This is a genomic window from uncultured Roseibium sp., from assembly GCF_947499295.1.
In the GTDB taxonomy this organism is placed as follows: domain Bacteria; phylum Pseudomonadota; class Alphaproteobacteria; order Rhizobiales; family Stappiaceae; genus Roseibium.
In genome coordinates this window covers 58,604-74,726 of record NZ_CANMNP010000019.1, presented here as the reverse complement: position 1 = coordinate 74,726, position 16,123 = coordinate 58,604, and the positions used below count along the sequence as shown (strand labels likewise).

The following is a 16,123-nucleotide window of genomic DNA, read 5'->3' as shown; positions in this document are numbered from 1 at the left end:
GCAATGCCAACAGCTGCTTGCTCTACGCAAGATGTGTGACCGTTGCCTTCTGCCAGGTAGAAGGAACAAGTACGGATTTAAGTGTCTCGATGAAAACCATCTCTGAAAACAAGTCATTTGGCGGTGTGCAGGGCGTTTACAGCCACACGTCCGAAGCCACTGGCTGCGATATGACATTTGCTGTCTACATGCCGCCTCAAGCTGAAAGAGGTCCTGTACCCTGTCTTTGGTATCTCTCCGGTCTGACCTGCACCCATGAAAATGCAATGACCAAGGCTGGCCTGCAGGCGCATGCTGCCGAATTTGGTCTGGCGATTGTTTTTCCTGATACCAGCCCACGTGGCGATGATATCGCAAACGACGATGCTTACGATCTGGGGCAGGGGGCCGGCTTTTATGTAAACGCAAGCGAAACGCCCTGGAGCCCGCATTTCCAGATGGAAAAATATGTGGCGAGCGAACTACGGGACCTGGTCACCGAGCAATTCGGGATTTCGGTACACCATGGGATCACCGGGCATTCCATGGGCGGACACGGGGCTCTCACACTGGCAATGAAATACCCAGGTCACTTCCAGTCCGTTTCAGCATTCTCACCGATTGCAAATCCGACGCAATCAGAATGGGGGCGCAAGCAGTTGGACGCATATCTTGGCTCTGATGAAAGTCTCTGGGCTGCGCACGACGCAACCTTACTGCTCAAAGACATCGGTTGGAACAGTGATGTTCTGATCGATCAAGGTGGGGAGGACCAGTTCTTCGACCTTTTGAAACCGGATGCGTTGGTCAAAGCCTTGGTGGAAACCAAAACGGCACATCAGTATCGCCTTCAGGCCGGCTACGATCACTCGTATTATTTCGTGTCGACATTTGCACGGGATCACGTGGCTTGGCATGCCGAAAGGCTGACCAGCTAGGTCAAACGGCTGGTTTTGTGCCTTTCGGCATTTCCTTTTGCAAGCTCTTGCGCAAATGGTGTGCGCTCAAATGACTTTGGCAGTCTGAGTTCTCCCAACATGTACCATTCTTCGATGTTCTCCAGCACAATGGGTTCGAAGATGTCGTTGAGAGCTTGGACTGTGCTTCGAATGTCGTAGGCTTCTTCAGTTCCGATCCGTTCGACCGGCGGCAGTATGACCAATTTAAAGCGGGCAGGGCCTAACCTTGTCAGGTAGACCGGTACGATGGTTCCGCCACAGGAATTGGCGATCTTTGTTGCAACGACGGCATTGCCCTTTTCGGGTGGCTTGCGACCAAAAAACGGCAGATGAATCTGGTTCTCGCGCACCTCATCGATGAAGATTGTCATGGAGAACAGGCCGCTTCCCATCAATCTGTGCAGACGGTACGCGCTTCGTTGACCTGGCGGAAACAGGTATTGATTGCGTTCCTTGCGGATTGCGTGAACGATCTTGTTTTTAAAGCGGTTGGGCTCGGGCTGAAATGGTCCGATGCTTGGTCCGGACAGACCCTCATGGATTGCAGCAAAGACGGCTTCCCAGGTCGAAAGGTGCACCGATGTGAAGATCAATGGTCCGCCATGAGAACGGGCGGCTTCGAGATTTTCCACTCCTTCAACCTGAATGCGAGAGTTTTTCCATAACTTATTGACAATGCAAAATTCAGAGATCGTTCTGCCAATATTGATCCACCAGCGTTTCAAGCCAACTTGCCGTTGCCCGTCATTGGTCCACCGTCCATCGGTCAGGGCCGAGAAATTCCGCGCAATTCGTTGTGAAAAGATTTTGTGTCGATAGACCCAGCGAGACAATGGAACGAGCGACTGCCCAAAGCGAGAAACAAAGCCCGGCGGACAATGCTTGAGACATGCGTGAAAAGCATTGTTGAGACAGCCGTCAAAGGTATGCCGGAACCAGTAGAGCCTTGCGGTGGACCGCAAATCCGCTCTAGCGGCCGCAACGTCGCCAAATCGTGGTGCTTCCGGTTCCTTGCCAAGCGTTTCCGAAAATGGAATGTCTTCCAGCCGGACGGGCTTCATCATGACGATCGCGGATGCAGCGTCATGGGCAGGTTTTCACCAGGGCGAAGTGTCAGCCTTGCAACGGGCTGAACGTCGACACCTTCCTGAAGGCTCAGCGAAAAGTGCTGAGCCAAAATCGCAAGGCTCAAAATGGCTTCGGTCATCCCAAACTGAAGGCCTGCGCAGATCCTCGGACCGATGCTGAAGGGCACGTAGCCGTATTTGTTAGGCTTCTTGGCTTTCGGATCAATGAACCTGTCAGGATCAAACACATCCGGTTTCGACCAGAGAACAGGGCTCCGATGCATGAGCCAAGGAACAACCATGACCAGAGAACCCTTTGGAATAGGCTTGCCGCCAATGCTCGTGTCAGCCATTGCTTCGCGGGCAAGGATTGGAACCGGTGGATAAAGACGCAGCGTCTCCTCGATCACGGCCTTGGTATAGGGAAGGCTTGAAACATCCTGAAATGTCGGCGTGCGGCCAGCAAGAACAGTGTCGAGTTCCTTATGCAGCTTGTCTTGCACTGAAGGACATTGGGACAGCAGATACCAGGCCCAGGCCAGTGTGTTTGCCGTTGTCTCGTGTCCCGCCATGAATATCACGGCAGCTTCACTGCGAATGGCGTCCCGGCTTAGCGGTTTTCCATCGTCGTCACGCGCTTCCAACAGGCCGCCGATGACGGAAGTTTCTCCTTTTTCCTTCAAAGCTTCGTAACTGTCGATGATTTCGTCCAACACGGACATGATGCGTTCGATCGGCTTTTTGATCGCCCGCCCGCGCCGCCGCGGAAGCCATTCGGGGAGCCCGAACAACGAGAAAAGATCAATCTGATCGATGTGCCGCTGATAATCCGAAAATCCTTGAACAACCTCGGCTGCATAGCTCTTGCCGAGCTGACGTCCGAATATGGTCCTGCAAATGATTTCAGCCGTGAGATGCGCCATATCGGCGAGAGCGTCGATTTGCGCGCCATCGCCGGCTTTTTTCCATTCGTCGGACTTTTCCGTGATCGTGTCGATCATGATCGGCGCGAAACCTTTGACGCGGGACCCGTGAATGATGGGTGCCACGATTTTTCGGCGTTTCTTCCAGGTTTCGGTATCGCTGATGAAAAGGCCATCGCCGAGAAGAGGCTCAAGAGCGTGTCGCATCTGCGGGCTCTTGCGCTGCAAGACTTCGTGATTGCTTTGAAACGCTTCCCTGACGACGTCAGGTCTATTGCACACGACCAACTCTCTTGTGAAAATCTTTTTGCTTCGCAGCCTCCCTTGAAAGTCTTCAACGCCCCAGATCGAGAGGAAATTCCGCTTGGCCATGCCAATAAGTTTCCAGACCGGCGGCATTTTTTCGAAACGGAGCGGGTAGGGCGGAACAAAGTCTTCGGCCTGCGTTGCCTTGTTGGAAGGGGCAGCCTTTTGTTGGGCAGTCAATTGAGCAGTGGCGGTCACAAAACAGTCCCGGTTTCAGTCATCTAATGTGCAATAACTTAACTTGAGGCTTTTAATCAGTTGGGCTGAACACGTAAAGCGCTGAGCGCAAGTACAAGCCAACCGAAGAGGAGTGACATACCGCCTATTGGTGCTGCCATGTGAAACAATTTTTGTTCCATGAAAACACGCAATACAAGGTCTCCGCAGAACAACGAGAGACCGATGGCCATAAGCGCCACTGCTAAGGGTAGCAGCGGTGCTCTCCTGATCTGCGTCAATATGCCAACGCCAAGAATGATGGGGGCATGCGCAAGGAGCATCTGTGCTGCTGTCTGCAGAAGACTGGATTTAGCCGGCATGGACACGGCTTCAGCGTGCGCGGCCAAAGCCAGACACGCGACGCCAAAGCCACCTGCAATTCCACTGAAGACCAGACACAACCGTAACAAAAACTTTGTTGGGCCTCCATCCCGGAAGAGTGATCGTTCCCTCATGTTGTCAGCAGCCAAACTGAATACAGTGCGAGGATATGTGTGTGTTGTCGGTCAAGCTGCGAATCCACGTTTTTCCAAAAGGGCGTCTATTTTGGGTGTCCGGCCCCTGAAGGCAACATAAGCATCGGCAGGGTCTTGTTTGCCGCCCGAGGAATAGATGAACGACAGAAGCTTCCGCGAGACTTCCGGATCAAAAATATCTCCCGTCTCCTTAAACGCGTCGAATGCGTCCGCGTCCATGACCTCAGACCACATGTAGCTGTAGTAGCCTGCCGAGTATCCATCTCCCGAGAAGACGTGTTGGAAATGCGGAATGCGGTGCCGCATCGTTATCGCTCTTGGCATGCCGATTTTTGCAAGCCCGTCGGCTTCGAAGGACGAGGTTTCGACATCCTTTGGGTCTTCAACGAGATGGAGTTCAAGGTCCATCAGCGCAGATGCGGTATATTCAACTGTCGCAAAGCCTTGGTTGAAATTTGAAGCTGCCAATAGTTTGTCGAGAAGGTCCTTCGGCATTGCTTCACCGGTTTTGTAATGGACTGCGTATTTCGACAAGATTTCGGGCTCGGACAACCAGTGCTCGTAGAGTTGCGACGGCAATTCGACAAAATCTCGCGCGACGCTGGTTCCGGAAATCATCGGGTAGGTGACATCGGACAGCAGGCCGTGAAGGGCATGGCCGAATTCGTGGAAAAGTGTTCTGGCATCGTCAAAGGTGAGCAGAGATGCCTCATCCGCCGCACCTTTGGAAAAATTCATGACGTTGACGATGATGGGCGCAATGTCGCCACCGAGCTTTTGTTGCTTGCGGAACGCGCTCATCCAGGCACCGGATCGTTTCGAAGGACGCGCAAAATAGTCACCAAGAAACAATCCCGCATGCTTGCCGTTGCGATCCAACACTTCAAACACTCTGACGTCAGGATGATAGACCGGCAGTCCTGACAGCTCCCTGAAGGAAAGGCCGAACAATCGCTCCGCGGTCGCGAAAGCTGCCTGGATCATGTTTTCCAGTTGCAGATATGGTTTTAGGATCGCCTCATCGAGGTCGTGCTCGGCTTTGCGCACTTTCTCGGTGTAAAAGCGCCAGTCCCATGCTTCTATTTCGTGATTGTTGCCCGTACTTCGCGCCATTTCGGCCAGCTTTGCTTCCTCTTCGCGCGCCTGCGAAACAGCTGGTTCCCAGACCTTCGTCAGCAATTCACGGACATTTTCCGGTGTCTTTGCCATCGTGTCATCCAGTTTGAAGGCTGCAAAGTTTTCGTAGCCCAGCATGCGGGCTTTTTCCGCCCTCAATGCAAGCGTTTCCTTGATGATGTCCCGGTTGTCGGTCTGACCACCGTTCTCTCCGCGTGACGTCCATCCTTTGAAAGCCTCTTCACGAAGGCGTCTGTTGGTTGAAAACTGCAAGAACGGTTCGATTGAAGAGCGGGAAAGCGTGATGACGTGCTTGCCGTCGAGGCTTCTTTCCTTTGCCGCTTCTGCAGCTGCGTTCAACAGAAAGTCAGGTAAGCCGGCTCTGTCTTCCTCGCTCTCCAGGACGAGTTGAAAATCAGATTCGTCTTTGAGGACATTTTGAGAGAACCCGGTTCCCAGTGTCGCTAACCGTTGAGAGATTTCGGCCATACGCTCCTTGCCGGGTTCATCCAGTCCGGCACCGGCTCTCTGGAACATCGTTCGATAACGTTCCAGAACTCTCGCGTCTTCGGCATTTAGGTCAAGTGTTGTCCGCTGATCCCAAAGTGAGGCAATTCGATTGTAAAGCTTGGCGTTCAAAAGGGTTTCAGAGCTGTGTTTGGCAAGCTTTGGAGCAACGTCTCGTTCGATGGCCTGAATGTCTTTGTTTGTGTGTGCACCGGTGAGGTTGAAAAACGTCTGAGCAACCCTTGTGAGGTCCTTGCCGGCCTGTTCCAGAGCAACAATCGTATTTTCGAATGTCGGAGACGCCTCCTGATCGGCAATCGTTTTGACTTCGATTGTCGCTTGCGCCATTGCGTGATCGAAGGCCTCTTTGAAATGTTCGGGCTTGATGTCACCGAAAGGCGGCAGTTTGAATGGAGTGTTCCAATCGGCAATCAGCGGGTTATCGGTCATTGATTTCCTCAAAGGGGCAATTGGTGTGGCCTGATCGAGATATGGCGCAGAAAATGCAACCTTCCAAGTGTTTATCAGAGGAATAGAAGCTGATGCATCAGTCGTCACGGCAGCATGGCAAAGACGCCAGCGACCAGAAGAGCGCCCGAATAGAGAACAATCACGGGCTTTCTATGCCGGGCAACTTCCTTGCGCCGAGCCTCTGTGACGCCAACGTAAAGTCCAACTAGTGCCGGTACAGATAGCAAATGAATGGGACTGAAGGATCCCCGTAGACGAATGTCATAGATAAGAAAGCCTGAAAGAGCCGTCCAATGCATGAGCGCGCACTACAGATGGCCAAGCTGTTTGGGACGCAGTGTGCGCTTGGGCGCGCAAGTTTGGACAGTGCCGATAGCAAAGGCAGCATTTGTAGCAAATGCATGACATCCAATGAGCCAACCTGCATCCAGAATGGGAGGGATGTTCAGCGTGAACAGGACTTACCACATGCTTCGTGACGCTCGCACAGGCCACTCTGCATCGTATTTCGTGCCATCGAATGAGTGCCTGATCTCCTGCATGATCTGGCCCGGAGTAGGCAACTGATCTTTGGGAATGCGGACATCAGGGTTCCAAAGATCCGCACGCATAATGGCCCGTGCACACTGGAAATAAACCGTTTCGATGGTCACAACAATCACCGACCGCGGTTGTTTGTTCGCCTTTTCAAAGGAAGCCAAAAGGGTGGCTTCAACCGAGATGGCGGCCTGTCCGTTTACGCGAAGTACATTGTTCCAACCGGGTATCATGAACATCAGCGAGATCCGGGGGTCGCGTATGATATTGCGAAGGGAATCGATGCGATTGTTGCCGCGGCGGTCAGGCAAATGCAGTGTTTTCTCATTCTCGACCCGAACAACACTTCCTTCATCTCCGCGCGGTGAACAATCCAGGCCTTCAGGACCACAGGTGGTCAGGGCGCAAAATGGCGAGGCTTCGATGATCTGTCGGTAGGCCGGACTTAGGTGATCGATTTCTTTGATAGTTGATGCTTCTCCCACGGTTCCATAGTGCTCGTGAAGCGCGTCCAGAGACGTCAGAAGGGTCATCTTGAGGGTGTCCAGATAGGTAGATTCGAAAAATGCGGTGTGCGTACGAACCTTATCGATTGAGTGCCTTTTCCGTCAAATGCCTGTTGTCGGTCCTGAACTTGGTTTTGCATCTAAAACTTTGGTCTAACTGATTGAGTAGATAAAGAGATTGACCATTACGTCAAAGTAATATTGCGGTGCCATATAGTTCTTTAGAAAACCGCTGGGTTTGCTAGGTGAAAACGATGCTGCAGTGCGATATATTTAGTGGTGCTTTCCAGTACTTTTCCGCGAATACTTCGAAAGTCTAATGACTTAACTGATGGGCACGCGTCGATAGTCGTATTGCTGACCGGTATTGGACTTTTCTACAGTTGCCACAGCTTGCAGTTTTGGCGCAGAGGATCCGGAACTCCGGACGGGGAACGGGCCAGGATTGCTTGCCGCTGTACAGCTATTCGCAGGCGTATCCGAGGTGGGTGCGCCGTGCCTTTCTGGGAGGAAAGTATGAGTTTTATTCGTAAACCGCTTAACCGCCGTTCTATCCTGCGCGCAGGCGCATTGGGTGGTGCTGCGTTGGCAACCCCGACCATTTTTACAAGCAGGGCTTGGTCCGCCGGCTATCTGAACGAGCCGACCGGTTCAACTGTCACACTTGGTTTCAACGTCCCGCAGACCGGCCCATATGCAGATGAGGGCGCGGATGAACTGCGGGCCTATCAGTTGGCCGTCGAGCATCTGAACGGTGAAGGTGATGGCGGAATGCTGTCCACGTTCTCGTCCAAGGCTCTTAAAGGCAATGGTATTCTTGGAAAAAAGGTGGAATTCGTCACCGGGGACACGCAGACCAAGTCTGATGCTGCTCGCGCGTCGGCGAAATCAATGATCGAAAAAGACGGCGCCATCATGATTACGGGTGGGTCCTCTTCCGGCGTGGCCGTTGCCGTTCAGGCACTGTGTCAGGAAGCTGGTGTTATTTTCATGGCTGGCCTGACCCACTCGAACGACACGACGGGTAAGGACAAGCGGGCAAACGGTTTCCGCCACTTCTTCAACTCATACATGTCCGGCGCGGCACTGGCTCCGGTGCTGAAGAATGCCTATGGCGCTGACCGTAAGGCCTATCACCTGACGGCTGACTATAACTGGGGTTACACCACAGAACAGGCCGTGAAAGAATCGACCGAAGCTCTGGGTTGGGAAACGGTTGAAACCGTCAAAACACCATTGGCTGCGACCGATTTCTCCGCCTACATCACTCCGGTTCTTCAGTCCGATGCTGACGTGCTCGTGTTGAACCACTACGGCGGCAACATGGTGAACTCGCTGACCAACGCGGTTCAGTTCGGCCTTCGCGACAAACTCGTCAACGGAAAGAACTTTGAAATCATCGTTCCGTTGTATTCACGTCTGATGGCTAAAGGCGCGGGCGCGAACGTTAAAGGGATCTTCGGTTCCACAAACTGGCACTGGTCACTTCAGGATGAAGGCTCCAAGGCGTTCGTTAAATCCTTCGGCCAGAAATACGGCTTCCCGCCAAGCCAGGCAGCACACACGACTTACGTGCAGGCGATTCTTTATGCCGATGCATGTGAGCGTGCTGGAACGTTCAATCCTTGCGGCGTTGTTGAAGCTCTGGAAGGCTTTGAGTTCGACGGCCTTGGAAACGGTAAAACTCTTTACCGTGCAGAAGACCATCAGTGCTTCAAAGACGTTCTCGTCGTGAAGGGTAAGGAAAACCCAACTTCAGAGTTCGACCTTCTTGAAATCGTCGAAGTTACTCCGGTTGAGCAGGTCACTTACGCACCTGATCATCCGCAGTTCGCGGGCGGTGCTCTCGGCACTTGTAACCCGGGCGCTTAATACACCTAAAACTGACAGGCAGGGCGGTGAACCGCCCTGCCTGATCCTTTAAACACCGCGCGGTTGGGGGCAGGTCCACACGCGCTTAGGATCCGAGCGAAGAGCGATGGACGCGATACTTCTTCAAATTCTGAACGGGCTCGACAAAGGCTCTGCCTATGCGCTGATTGCGCTGGGGCTGACACTGATTTTCGGCACACTTGGCGTGGTCAATTTTGCGCATGGTGCCCTTTTCATGATCGGGGCCTTCTGTGCTGTCACACTCAACCGTCTGCTGAGCCTTTCGTTCACGACCATCGATCCGGAAAGAACCGATTTTCTCGGTAATCCGCTGAAAGTGGAAACGCCCTACGTCGAAACCTGGTTCGGACCCGAAACCGGGGCTGCCATCATTGACTGGTCGGTACCACTGGCAATCCTCTTCTCCATACCGATCATGGCACTGGTCGGGCTGTTCATGGAACGGGGGCTGATCAAGTATTTCTACAAACGTCCGCACGCTGACCAAATCCTCGTGACCTTCGGTCTTGCGATCGTTCTTCAGGAAATCATCAAGTATTTCTATGGCGCAAACCCGATCCCAACTCCGGCTCCAGACGCCTTTTCTGGCAGCTTCGACTTCGGTGTCTTGCTCGGCCTCGATCCCAATCTGATCATTTATCCCTATTGGCGGATCGTCTATTTCCTCTTCGCTGCCGGTATCATCAGTGCTGTTTTTGCCTTTTTGCAGTTCACGACGTTCGGAATGGTTGTCAGGGCAGGGATGGCAGACCGTCAGACAGTTGGCCTTCTGGGGATCAATATCGATAAGCGCTTTACTTTCATGTTTGCGCTGGCTGCGGTTGTCGCCGGCCTCGCGGGCGTCATGTACGCCCCGATCAATTCGCCCAACTACCACATGGGCATGGACTTCCTGGTCCTGAGTTTTGTCGTGGTTGTTGTCGGAGGCATGGGGTCGCTGCCAGGCGCTGTTCTGGCTGGTTTCCTCCTCGGCATTCTGGAGAGCTTTGCGTCAATGGCTCAGGTCGTCGCGCTGCTGCCAGGCATCAACCAGATCATCATCTATCTCGTCGCCATCGTAATCCTTCTGACCCGTCCTCGCGGTCTGATGGGGCGCAAAGGCGTCATGGAGAGCTAAGTCATGTTGGGATTGAATAAAAAAGACACCTACATGTTCCTGCTTGTCCTGGCTCTCGTGGTTTTTGCACCTTTCTTGCTGAACCCGTTTCCAGAGAACTCGGAACTGGCCCAGTTTAATGCCGGGTATCCGGATCTGATGCAGCGTTTCCTGATCTTCGGGATCTTCGCAATCGGCTTCAACATTCTCTTCGGTCTGACCGGCTATCTCAGCTTTGGCCATGCAGCATTCCTCGGCGTCGGCTCTTATGCTGGTGTGTGGATGATGAAACTGCTCACGATGAACGTCATTCCGGCAATCTTCATGTCGGTTGTCTTTGCCGGTCTGTTCTCTTTGCTGGTTGGTTACATCTCGCTTCGGCGTTCAGGGATCTATTTCTCGATCTTGACGCTGGCATTCGCGCAGATGTCGTTCTCGTTGGCTTATTCCGTGTTGACGCCGATCACGAACGGCGAAACCGGCCTCCAGCTGGCGCTGGACGACCCCCGGGTCATTGGCGTCAGTCAGGTCGACGGCTCTATTCCGCCTGCGAACTTTTTCGGTATGCCGATGCGGGAAAGCTTCGAAATGTCGATGGGTGGATGGCTCTTCACATTCAACGCTGGTTATTACCTGTGTGCCGTGGTCATGATGATTGCCTTCTACATCGCAATCCGGATCTTCCGTTCTCCGTTTGGCATGATGCTGCGCGCGGTGAAGTCCAACCAACAACGGATGAATTTCACCGGTTTGAACAGCAAGCCTTACACTCTGGCAGCGTTCGTGATTTCAGGCATGTATGCAGGATTGGCCGGCGGTTTGATGGTCGCGATGGATCCACTCGCAGGCGCAGAGCGCATGCAATGGACGGCCTCGGGTGAAGTTGTACTTATGACGATCCTGGGAGGCGCAGGTACCCTGATCGGGCCCGTACTTGGAGCCGGTTTCATCAAGTATTGTGAAAACATCTTCTCCAAGATCAACGACAACATCCTCTATGACTGGTTTGCAGCGTTGCCGGACGGACTGGCAGATGCTCTGGTGTTCATCATCCACCCATTCATCGGTAAGGGCTGGCACCTTACCCTCGGCATCATGTTCATGCTGATCGTGATTTTCCTGCCGGGTGGCATCATGGAAGGCATGGAGCGGATCGGACGTCTTTTCAAGCGGCGCAAGCCGCCTTCGCAAGACAAGTCTGCGCCTCAGGCATCCGCAGCCCCTGCAGAATAAGGTGAACTGATATGGAAATCCTACGCGTCGAGGGTGTGAACAAGTCGTTCGGCGGACTGCGGGCCCTCAACAATGTGAACTTCTCTGTTGAAGAAGGGACGGTTCACGCCATTATCGGCCCGAATGGAGCCGGCAAGTCGACCTTTCTGAACTGTATGATTGGCCGGCTGGCCCCGGACACCGGAACCGTGATGTTCGGCGACATATCACTAACCGGTATGAAGCCTCACGAAATCAATCAGATCGGAGTTTCACGTGTTTTTCAGACGCCGGAAATTTTCGATGATCTGACTTTGCTTGAAAACATCATGATCCCGGCGCTGGCAAAGCGCGACGGCGAATTTGCCCTTCATGCGTTCGCCCGCGTCGATCAGGACGCGGAAATTCATGACAGGGCGATGCACATGCTTGAAGATGTCGGCCTTGAAGACAAAAGGGCAGTGACTGCGAGCTCGTTGTCACGCGGTGACAAACGCCGCCTGGAATTGGCGATGTGCCTTTCCCAGGATCCAAAGCTACTTCTGCTTGACGAGCCGACAGCGGGAATGTCACGCGCAGACACCAACAACACCATTGATCTTCTCAAACGCATCGGCGACCGTGGCATCACCAAGGTAGTGATCGAGCACGACATGCACGTTGTGTTTTCGCTGGCAGAAAAGGTAACTGTACTTGCTCAGGGCACTATTATTGCTGAAGGCAAGCCAGAAGACATCAAGGGCGATCCGCGCGTTCAGGAAGCCTATCTCGGAGGAGCGCATCTGTGACCCTACTTGACGATCAGTTTGCCGGAAAACAAGCACCTGGCATCAAGCCCAAGAAAGCGACAGGTGCTGCACCGGCATATTTCTCTGCGTGGGACTTGCACGCCTATTACGGTGAGAGCTACATCGTGCAAGGCGTGGGGTTTGATGTCCGCGAAGGCGAGATCCTGGCGCTTCTCGGGCGCAACGGTGCCGGAAAAACGTCTACACTGCGGACAATTGCCCGCATGGACGATCCACAACTGACCCATGGCGAGGTTTGGCTCGATCATAAACCGCTGCACGAAATGAAAAGTTTTGAGGCAGCACGTTGTGGTGTCGGGCTTGTGCCGGAAGATCGGCGCATCATTCCCGGTTTGACCGTTCAGGAAAATCTGGAACTGTCCCAGATCGCGGAACCCAAAGGTTGGTCTATCGAGCGGATTTACGAACACTTCCCGCGTCTGGCCGAGCGGCGGTCGCAGGAGGCCGTAACAATGTCGGGTGGGGAGCAGCAAATGCTTGCTGTGGCCCGTATTCTTGCCCGGGACATCAAACTGCTGCTTCTTGATGAACCTTACGAAGGGTTGGCGCCGGTGATCGTTCAGGAGATTGAGCGGATCCTGGAGGGCGTGAAAGAGCTTGGCATGACGACCATTATCGTCGAGCAAAACGCAATTGCGGCTCTTCACCTTGCAGACCGTGCCGTCATTCTTGATATGGGCGAAGTGGTGTTCGACGGGTCTGCACAGGAAGTGCTCGACAACGCAGAACTGCGACAGGAATACCTCGCCATTTAATGGCAACATCATCGAACTGCCAAACCGGCGCTTTGCGCCGGTTTTTTTTGTATGAAGATTAGCCACTCGGCCTTGCGTATTGCAGCTGACATTGCGAGCAGCCTATAGTCGACTGCTGTTTCCAATCTCTGGTCCCGGGGGCGTGACCTTGCTGAAGTCCGAAATGCCAAGTCTGGCCGGGTTTCTCCTTTTTGCTGCATTTGCGTATCTGGGAGGTTTCTTGAAACCCGACGACATCGGCGTTGGTCCGTCGCTGTTGCTGCTGGCTCTGATCTTTGTCGTGGTCATGTGGTGCGCGTTTTCTGTTGTACGGCATGCCGAATGCCTTGCCACGTTGCTGGGAGAGCCCTACGGAACACTCATACTGACCCTGGCTGTTATCGGCATTGAGGTGGCCCTTATCGTCGCGATCATGTTGTCGGGCGATGCGGCGCCGACCATGGCACGAGACACAATGTTCTCGGTCGTGATGATCGTTATGAACGGATTGATAGGGATTTGCCTTCTGGTGGGCGGATTGCAACACAAGAACCAGTCCTACAATCTTGAAGGCGCGAAGGCGTTTTTGTCGGTTCTTGTTCCACTTGCCATATTTGCGCTTGTCCTGCCACGCTTTACGCACTCGGCGCCAGGCGGCGAGCTTTCTCCGCTCCAGGCAGGGTTTGAGGTGGTCATGTCATTGATGTTGTATGGCGTGTTTCTGGCGATCCAGACAGTCACTCACAGCGACATTTTTCGTCAACCGGACGCATTAGAGGATGGTGATCACGGCCATCATGGGATCGTGGTTCGCTCGATGCCGTTTCATATCGTCGGTCTTCTAGGGGCTTTGCTACCGATTATCTTGCTGTCCAAGAAGCTGGCGCTCTATGTCGAATTCGGGATTGACGGCCTTGGTGCACCAATCGCGCTGAGCGGATTTATTGTTGCTGCCCTCGTGTTGATGCCGGAAGGCCTAAGTGCACTACAGGCGGCAAAAGAGAACATGCTGCAAAGAGCAGTCAATATCTGTCTCGGCTCTGCTGTGGCGACCATCGGACTGACTGTCCCCGCGGTTCTTTTTGTCGGCTACTACACTGGTCACACCGTCGAGCTCGGCCTGGAGTCGGCCGAAATCGTACTCCTCTCACTGACACTGTTCGTCAGCTTGCTGACATTCGGCAGTCGAACCACCAACTATCTACTCGGGGCGGTTCATCTTGCGCTCTTTGCAGCATATGTGATGATGATCTTCGATTTATCGTGAGAGTATTCTGCTTTTGTCTTTGAAAAGATAGTTCTTGGTCCGGGTCGGCGAATATGTTTTGTTCCTCTAGGTATTAACCACACTATTGATTGACAACAGATGCTGCTGCTGAACGAAGACCAGACGCGTGATGCGCTTCCATTTCCGGATTTGATAGACGCCCTTGCAGAGATTTTTCGAACCGGTTGCAAGATGCCGACCAGGCATCATCACGACATGGAAATACCGGGTGAGCCTGATGCGACTCTCTTGCTGATGCCAGCCTGGCTGCCGGGCAAATATGCAGGGGTGAAAGTCGCGACCGTTGTTCCGGGTAACTCCGAGCGGTCGCTGCCTGCGGTTTCCGCACAGTATCTGCTTTCCGATGCAGGGACTGGTGAAATGCTGGCCCTGATCGATGGTGGTGAGCTCACCGCGCGTCGAACGGCGGCTGCTTCCGCGTTGGCAGCGCGCTATCTGGCACGTTCAGACGCACGTCACCTGCTTTTGCTTGGGACGGGACGGCTTGTTCCCAATTTGATCGCAGCTCACATGGCCATCCGCTCGATAGAGGAAGTTACGATCTGGGGGCGCTCGAAGGCGAAAGCGAGTGAGCTTGCAACGGAACTGCAGTCAACCTTTCCCATCAGGATCAATGCAGCTGATAGTCTGACTGAAGCGCTTGGGCAGGCTGATATCATCAGTGCGGCAACCCTTTCTTCAGAACCCTTGATAAAGGGAAAGGCCCTGAAACCCGGCGCGCATGTTGATCTGGTCGGGGCTTTCAAGCCAACCATGCGGGAAAGCGATGACGATCTTATCAAAAGAGCGGAAATTTTTGTCGACACAAGGGATGGGTGTTTGACTGAAGGTGGCGACATTGTCCAACCGCTCAAGGCCGGACTGATATCGCGTGATGACATTCGTGCGGATCTTTATGATCTTTGTAGAACCGATCATCCGGGTCGGAAATCAGACGACGCGATCACGATGTTCAAATCGGTCGGCGCGGCATTGGAAGATTTGGCCGGCGCCATGCTTGCCTATCGAAATGTCGAGCACTGAGTTCGGGCTCAATGCTCCAAGAGACTATTAGCCAAGTTCGAAGGTGGTTATTCCGAACATTTGGTCCAATGGCAGCTCCGGCGCTTTTCCCCGATACATCCGAAAGGTTTCGAATTCTGGAGACAACTCGTATTTTTCCGCGAGCAGAAGAGCAGCAGCATTCGGTTCGGGCGTATCCAGTATGACGAATTGTCCTTTAACCTGGCCTGCCAGAGTCCTGAACAAAGTGTCCGCAATCTCCGGTGTATCAGCGAACAGAGGACCGATTTTGAAGCCTTCGTGGCATTGACGGATAACGCCATAGCCCATCACGATACCGTCTTCCACAAAAGCGAAACCTCTTCGAGTCTCGCTCATGGGATCTGTCCAGCGCTTCAGAAAGTCTTCGCGTTCGGCCGGAAAAAAGCGTTGGTCGTAGTCCCGGATCGATGAAAAAACACCACGACCGAGAGGTGCAATACGCGGATCCATGGGAGTGTCACAAGTGGATGTCCCTATTTGGCGGATGTTCCGGTAGATGGATTTGAACCCGTGTTCTGCGTAGCTTGCGGTCTGTTCATTGACAGCATCAAGCCCTATTACGCGGGCATCCAGATATGACATTGCATGATGCCAGATTTGATGGCCGTAGCCTTTTGTCCTGAATTCACGTTTGCAAATGTAAAGGCCAATAAAACCATACCCGGTTCCGTATCGAACGCCGGAGATAACGTTGACGAGCTTGCCGTCGATTTCGCCAACGAAATAGCCAGTCGGGTCTGCGGAAAAGAACGCCGGTCCGTCTTCCAAGCCAGGGTTCCAGCCTTCCTCCATGGCCATTGTGAGGGGGATTTGGATCTCGTTTTCGGTCAATTGGCGGACTTGGAGTTCAGTGGTCATGGAAAATCCGGATGTCCTTATTTGTGATTTGTCACAACCTAGAATGACTCGGTTTGAATGAAAATCATCAGGTCAACAATTGAAATGGAAAAATGAAAACTGCTTTTGCACCCTAGGCTTGGC

Annotated in this window: 15 protein-coding genes; 8 read left to right on the top strand and 7 right to left on the bottom strand. The window is 53.3% G+C overall.

Going from position 1 to position 16,123, the window contains the following annotated elements; genetic code table 11:
* Positions 1-89: 89 nt before the first annotated feature.
* On the top strand, positions 90-917 hold the full coding sequence (gene fghA / locus Q0835_RS24520; protein ID WP_298820790.1) for an S-formylglutathione hydrolase: 828 nt from the start codon (positions 90-92) through the stop codon (positions 915-917).
* Here fghA and Q0835_RS24515 read toward each other — a convergent pair.
* The 6 genes from Q0835_RS24515 to Q0835_RS24490 form a co-directional block, all read right to left on the bottom strand.
* On the bottom strand, positions 914-2,002 hold the full coding sequence (locus Q0835_RS24515; RefSeq protein WP_298820788.1) for a lysophospholipid acyltransferase family protein: 1,089 nt from the start codon (positions 2,000-2,002) through the stop codon (positions 914-916). The genes fghA and Q0835_RS24515 overlap by 4 nt on opposite strands.
* On the bottom strand, positions 1,999-3,432 hold the full coding sequence (locus Q0835_RS24510; protein WP_298820786.1) for a cytochrome P450: 1,434 nt from the start codon (positions 3,430-3,432) through the stop codon (positions 1,999-2,001). Before Q0835_RS24510 ends, Q0835_RS24515 begins: the two co-directional genes overlap by 4 nt.
* Before the next feature lie 56 nt (positions 3,433-3,488).
* A complete protein-coding gene (locus Q0835_RS24505) occupies positions 3,489-3,908 on the bottom strand; it encodes a DUF423 domain-containing protein (protein ID WP_298820785.1) in 420 nt (139 codons plus the stop codon).
* Positions 3,909-3,959: 51 nt separating this feature from the next.
* Positions 3,960-6,002 carry a M3 family metallopeptidase gene (locus tag Q0835_RS24500; RefSeq protein WP_298965193.1) on the bottom strand — a complete coding sequence of 681 codons (2,043 nt, stop codon included), beginning with the start codon at positions 6,000-6,002 and terminating at the stop codon, positions 3,960-3,962.
* Positions 6,003-6,106: 104 nt separating this feature from the next.
* Positions 6,107-6,322 (bottom strand): hypothetical protein, encoded by a 216-nt coding sequence (locus Q0835_RS24495; RefSeq protein WP_298965191.1) that lies wholly within the window; start codon positions 6,320-6,322, stop codon positions 6,107-6,109.
* A 162-nt stretch (positions 6,323-6,484) separates the two neighbouring features.
* Positions 6,485-7,093 (bottom strand): pyridoxamine 5'-phosphate oxidase family protein, encoded by a 609-nt coding sequence (locus tag Q0835_RS24490; RefSeq protein WP_298965189.1) that lies wholly within the window; start codon positions 7,091-7,093, stop codon positions 6,485-6,487.
* Between the two features lie 489 nt (positions 7,094-7,582).
* Between Q0835_RS24490 and Q0835_RS24485 the strand changes: the two genes are divergently transcribed.
* The 7 genes from Q0835_RS24485 to Q0835_RS24455 all read left to right on the top strand — a co-directional run bounded on the left by Q0835_RS24485 (position 7,583) and on the right by Q0835_RS24455 (position 15,121).
* Entirely contained in the window at positions 7,583-8,938 is a 1,356-nt protein-coding gene (locus Q0835_RS24485; RefSeq protein ID WP_298820777.1) for a substrate-binding protein, read from the top strand.
* Between the two features lie 106 nt (positions 8,939-9,044).
* Entirely contained in the window at positions 9,045-10,076 is a 1,032-nt protein-coding gene (locus Q0835_RS24480) for a branched-chain amino acid ABC transporter permease (protein ID WP_298820774.1), read from the top strand.
* A gap of 3 nt (positions 10,077-10,079) precedes the next feature.
* Positions 10,080-11,288, top strand: coding sequence for a branched-chain amino acid ABC transporter permease (locus Q0835_RS24475; protein WP_298820772.1), 1,209 nt, complete (start codon positions 10,080-10,082; stop codon positions 11,286-11,288).
* 11 nt (positions 11,289-11,299) lie between these two features.
* Positions 11,300-12,055, top strand: coding sequence for an ABC transporter ATP-binding protein (locus Q0835_RS24470; RefSeq protein ID WP_298820770.1), 756 nt, complete (start codon positions 11,300-11,302; stop codon positions 12,053-12,055).
* Entirely contained in the window at positions 12,052-12,831 is a 780-nt protein-coding gene (locus Q0835_RS24465; RefSeq protein ID WP_298820768.1) for an ABC transporter ATP-binding protein, read from the top strand. Before Q0835_RS24470 ends, Q0835_RS24465 begins: the two co-directional genes overlap by 4 nt.
* Before the next feature lie 142 nt (positions 12,832-12,973).
* Complete coding sequence (locus tag Q0835_RS24460; RefSeq protein ID WP_298965187.1) at positions 12,974-14,077, top strand: calcium:proton antiporter; 1,104 nt, start codon at positions 12,974-12,976, stop codon at positions 14,075-14,077.
* Positions 14,078-14,176: 99 nt separating this feature from the next.
* Complete coding sequence (locus tag Q0835_RS24455) at positions 14,177-15,121, top strand: ornithine cyclodeaminase family protein (protein WP_298965185.1); 945 nt, start codon at positions 14,177-14,179, stop codon at positions 15,119-15,121.
* A 27-nt stretch (positions 15,122-15,148) separates the two neighbouring features.
* Here the strand turns inward: Q0835_RS24455 and Q0835_RS24450 are convergent, their stop codons facing one another.
* Entirely contained in the window at positions 15,149-16,000 is an 852-nt protein-coding gene (locus tag Q0835_RS24450) for a GNAT family N-acetyltransferase (protein WP_298965183.1), read from the bottom strand.
* Between the last annotated feature and the right edge of the window lie 123 nt (positions 16,001-16,123).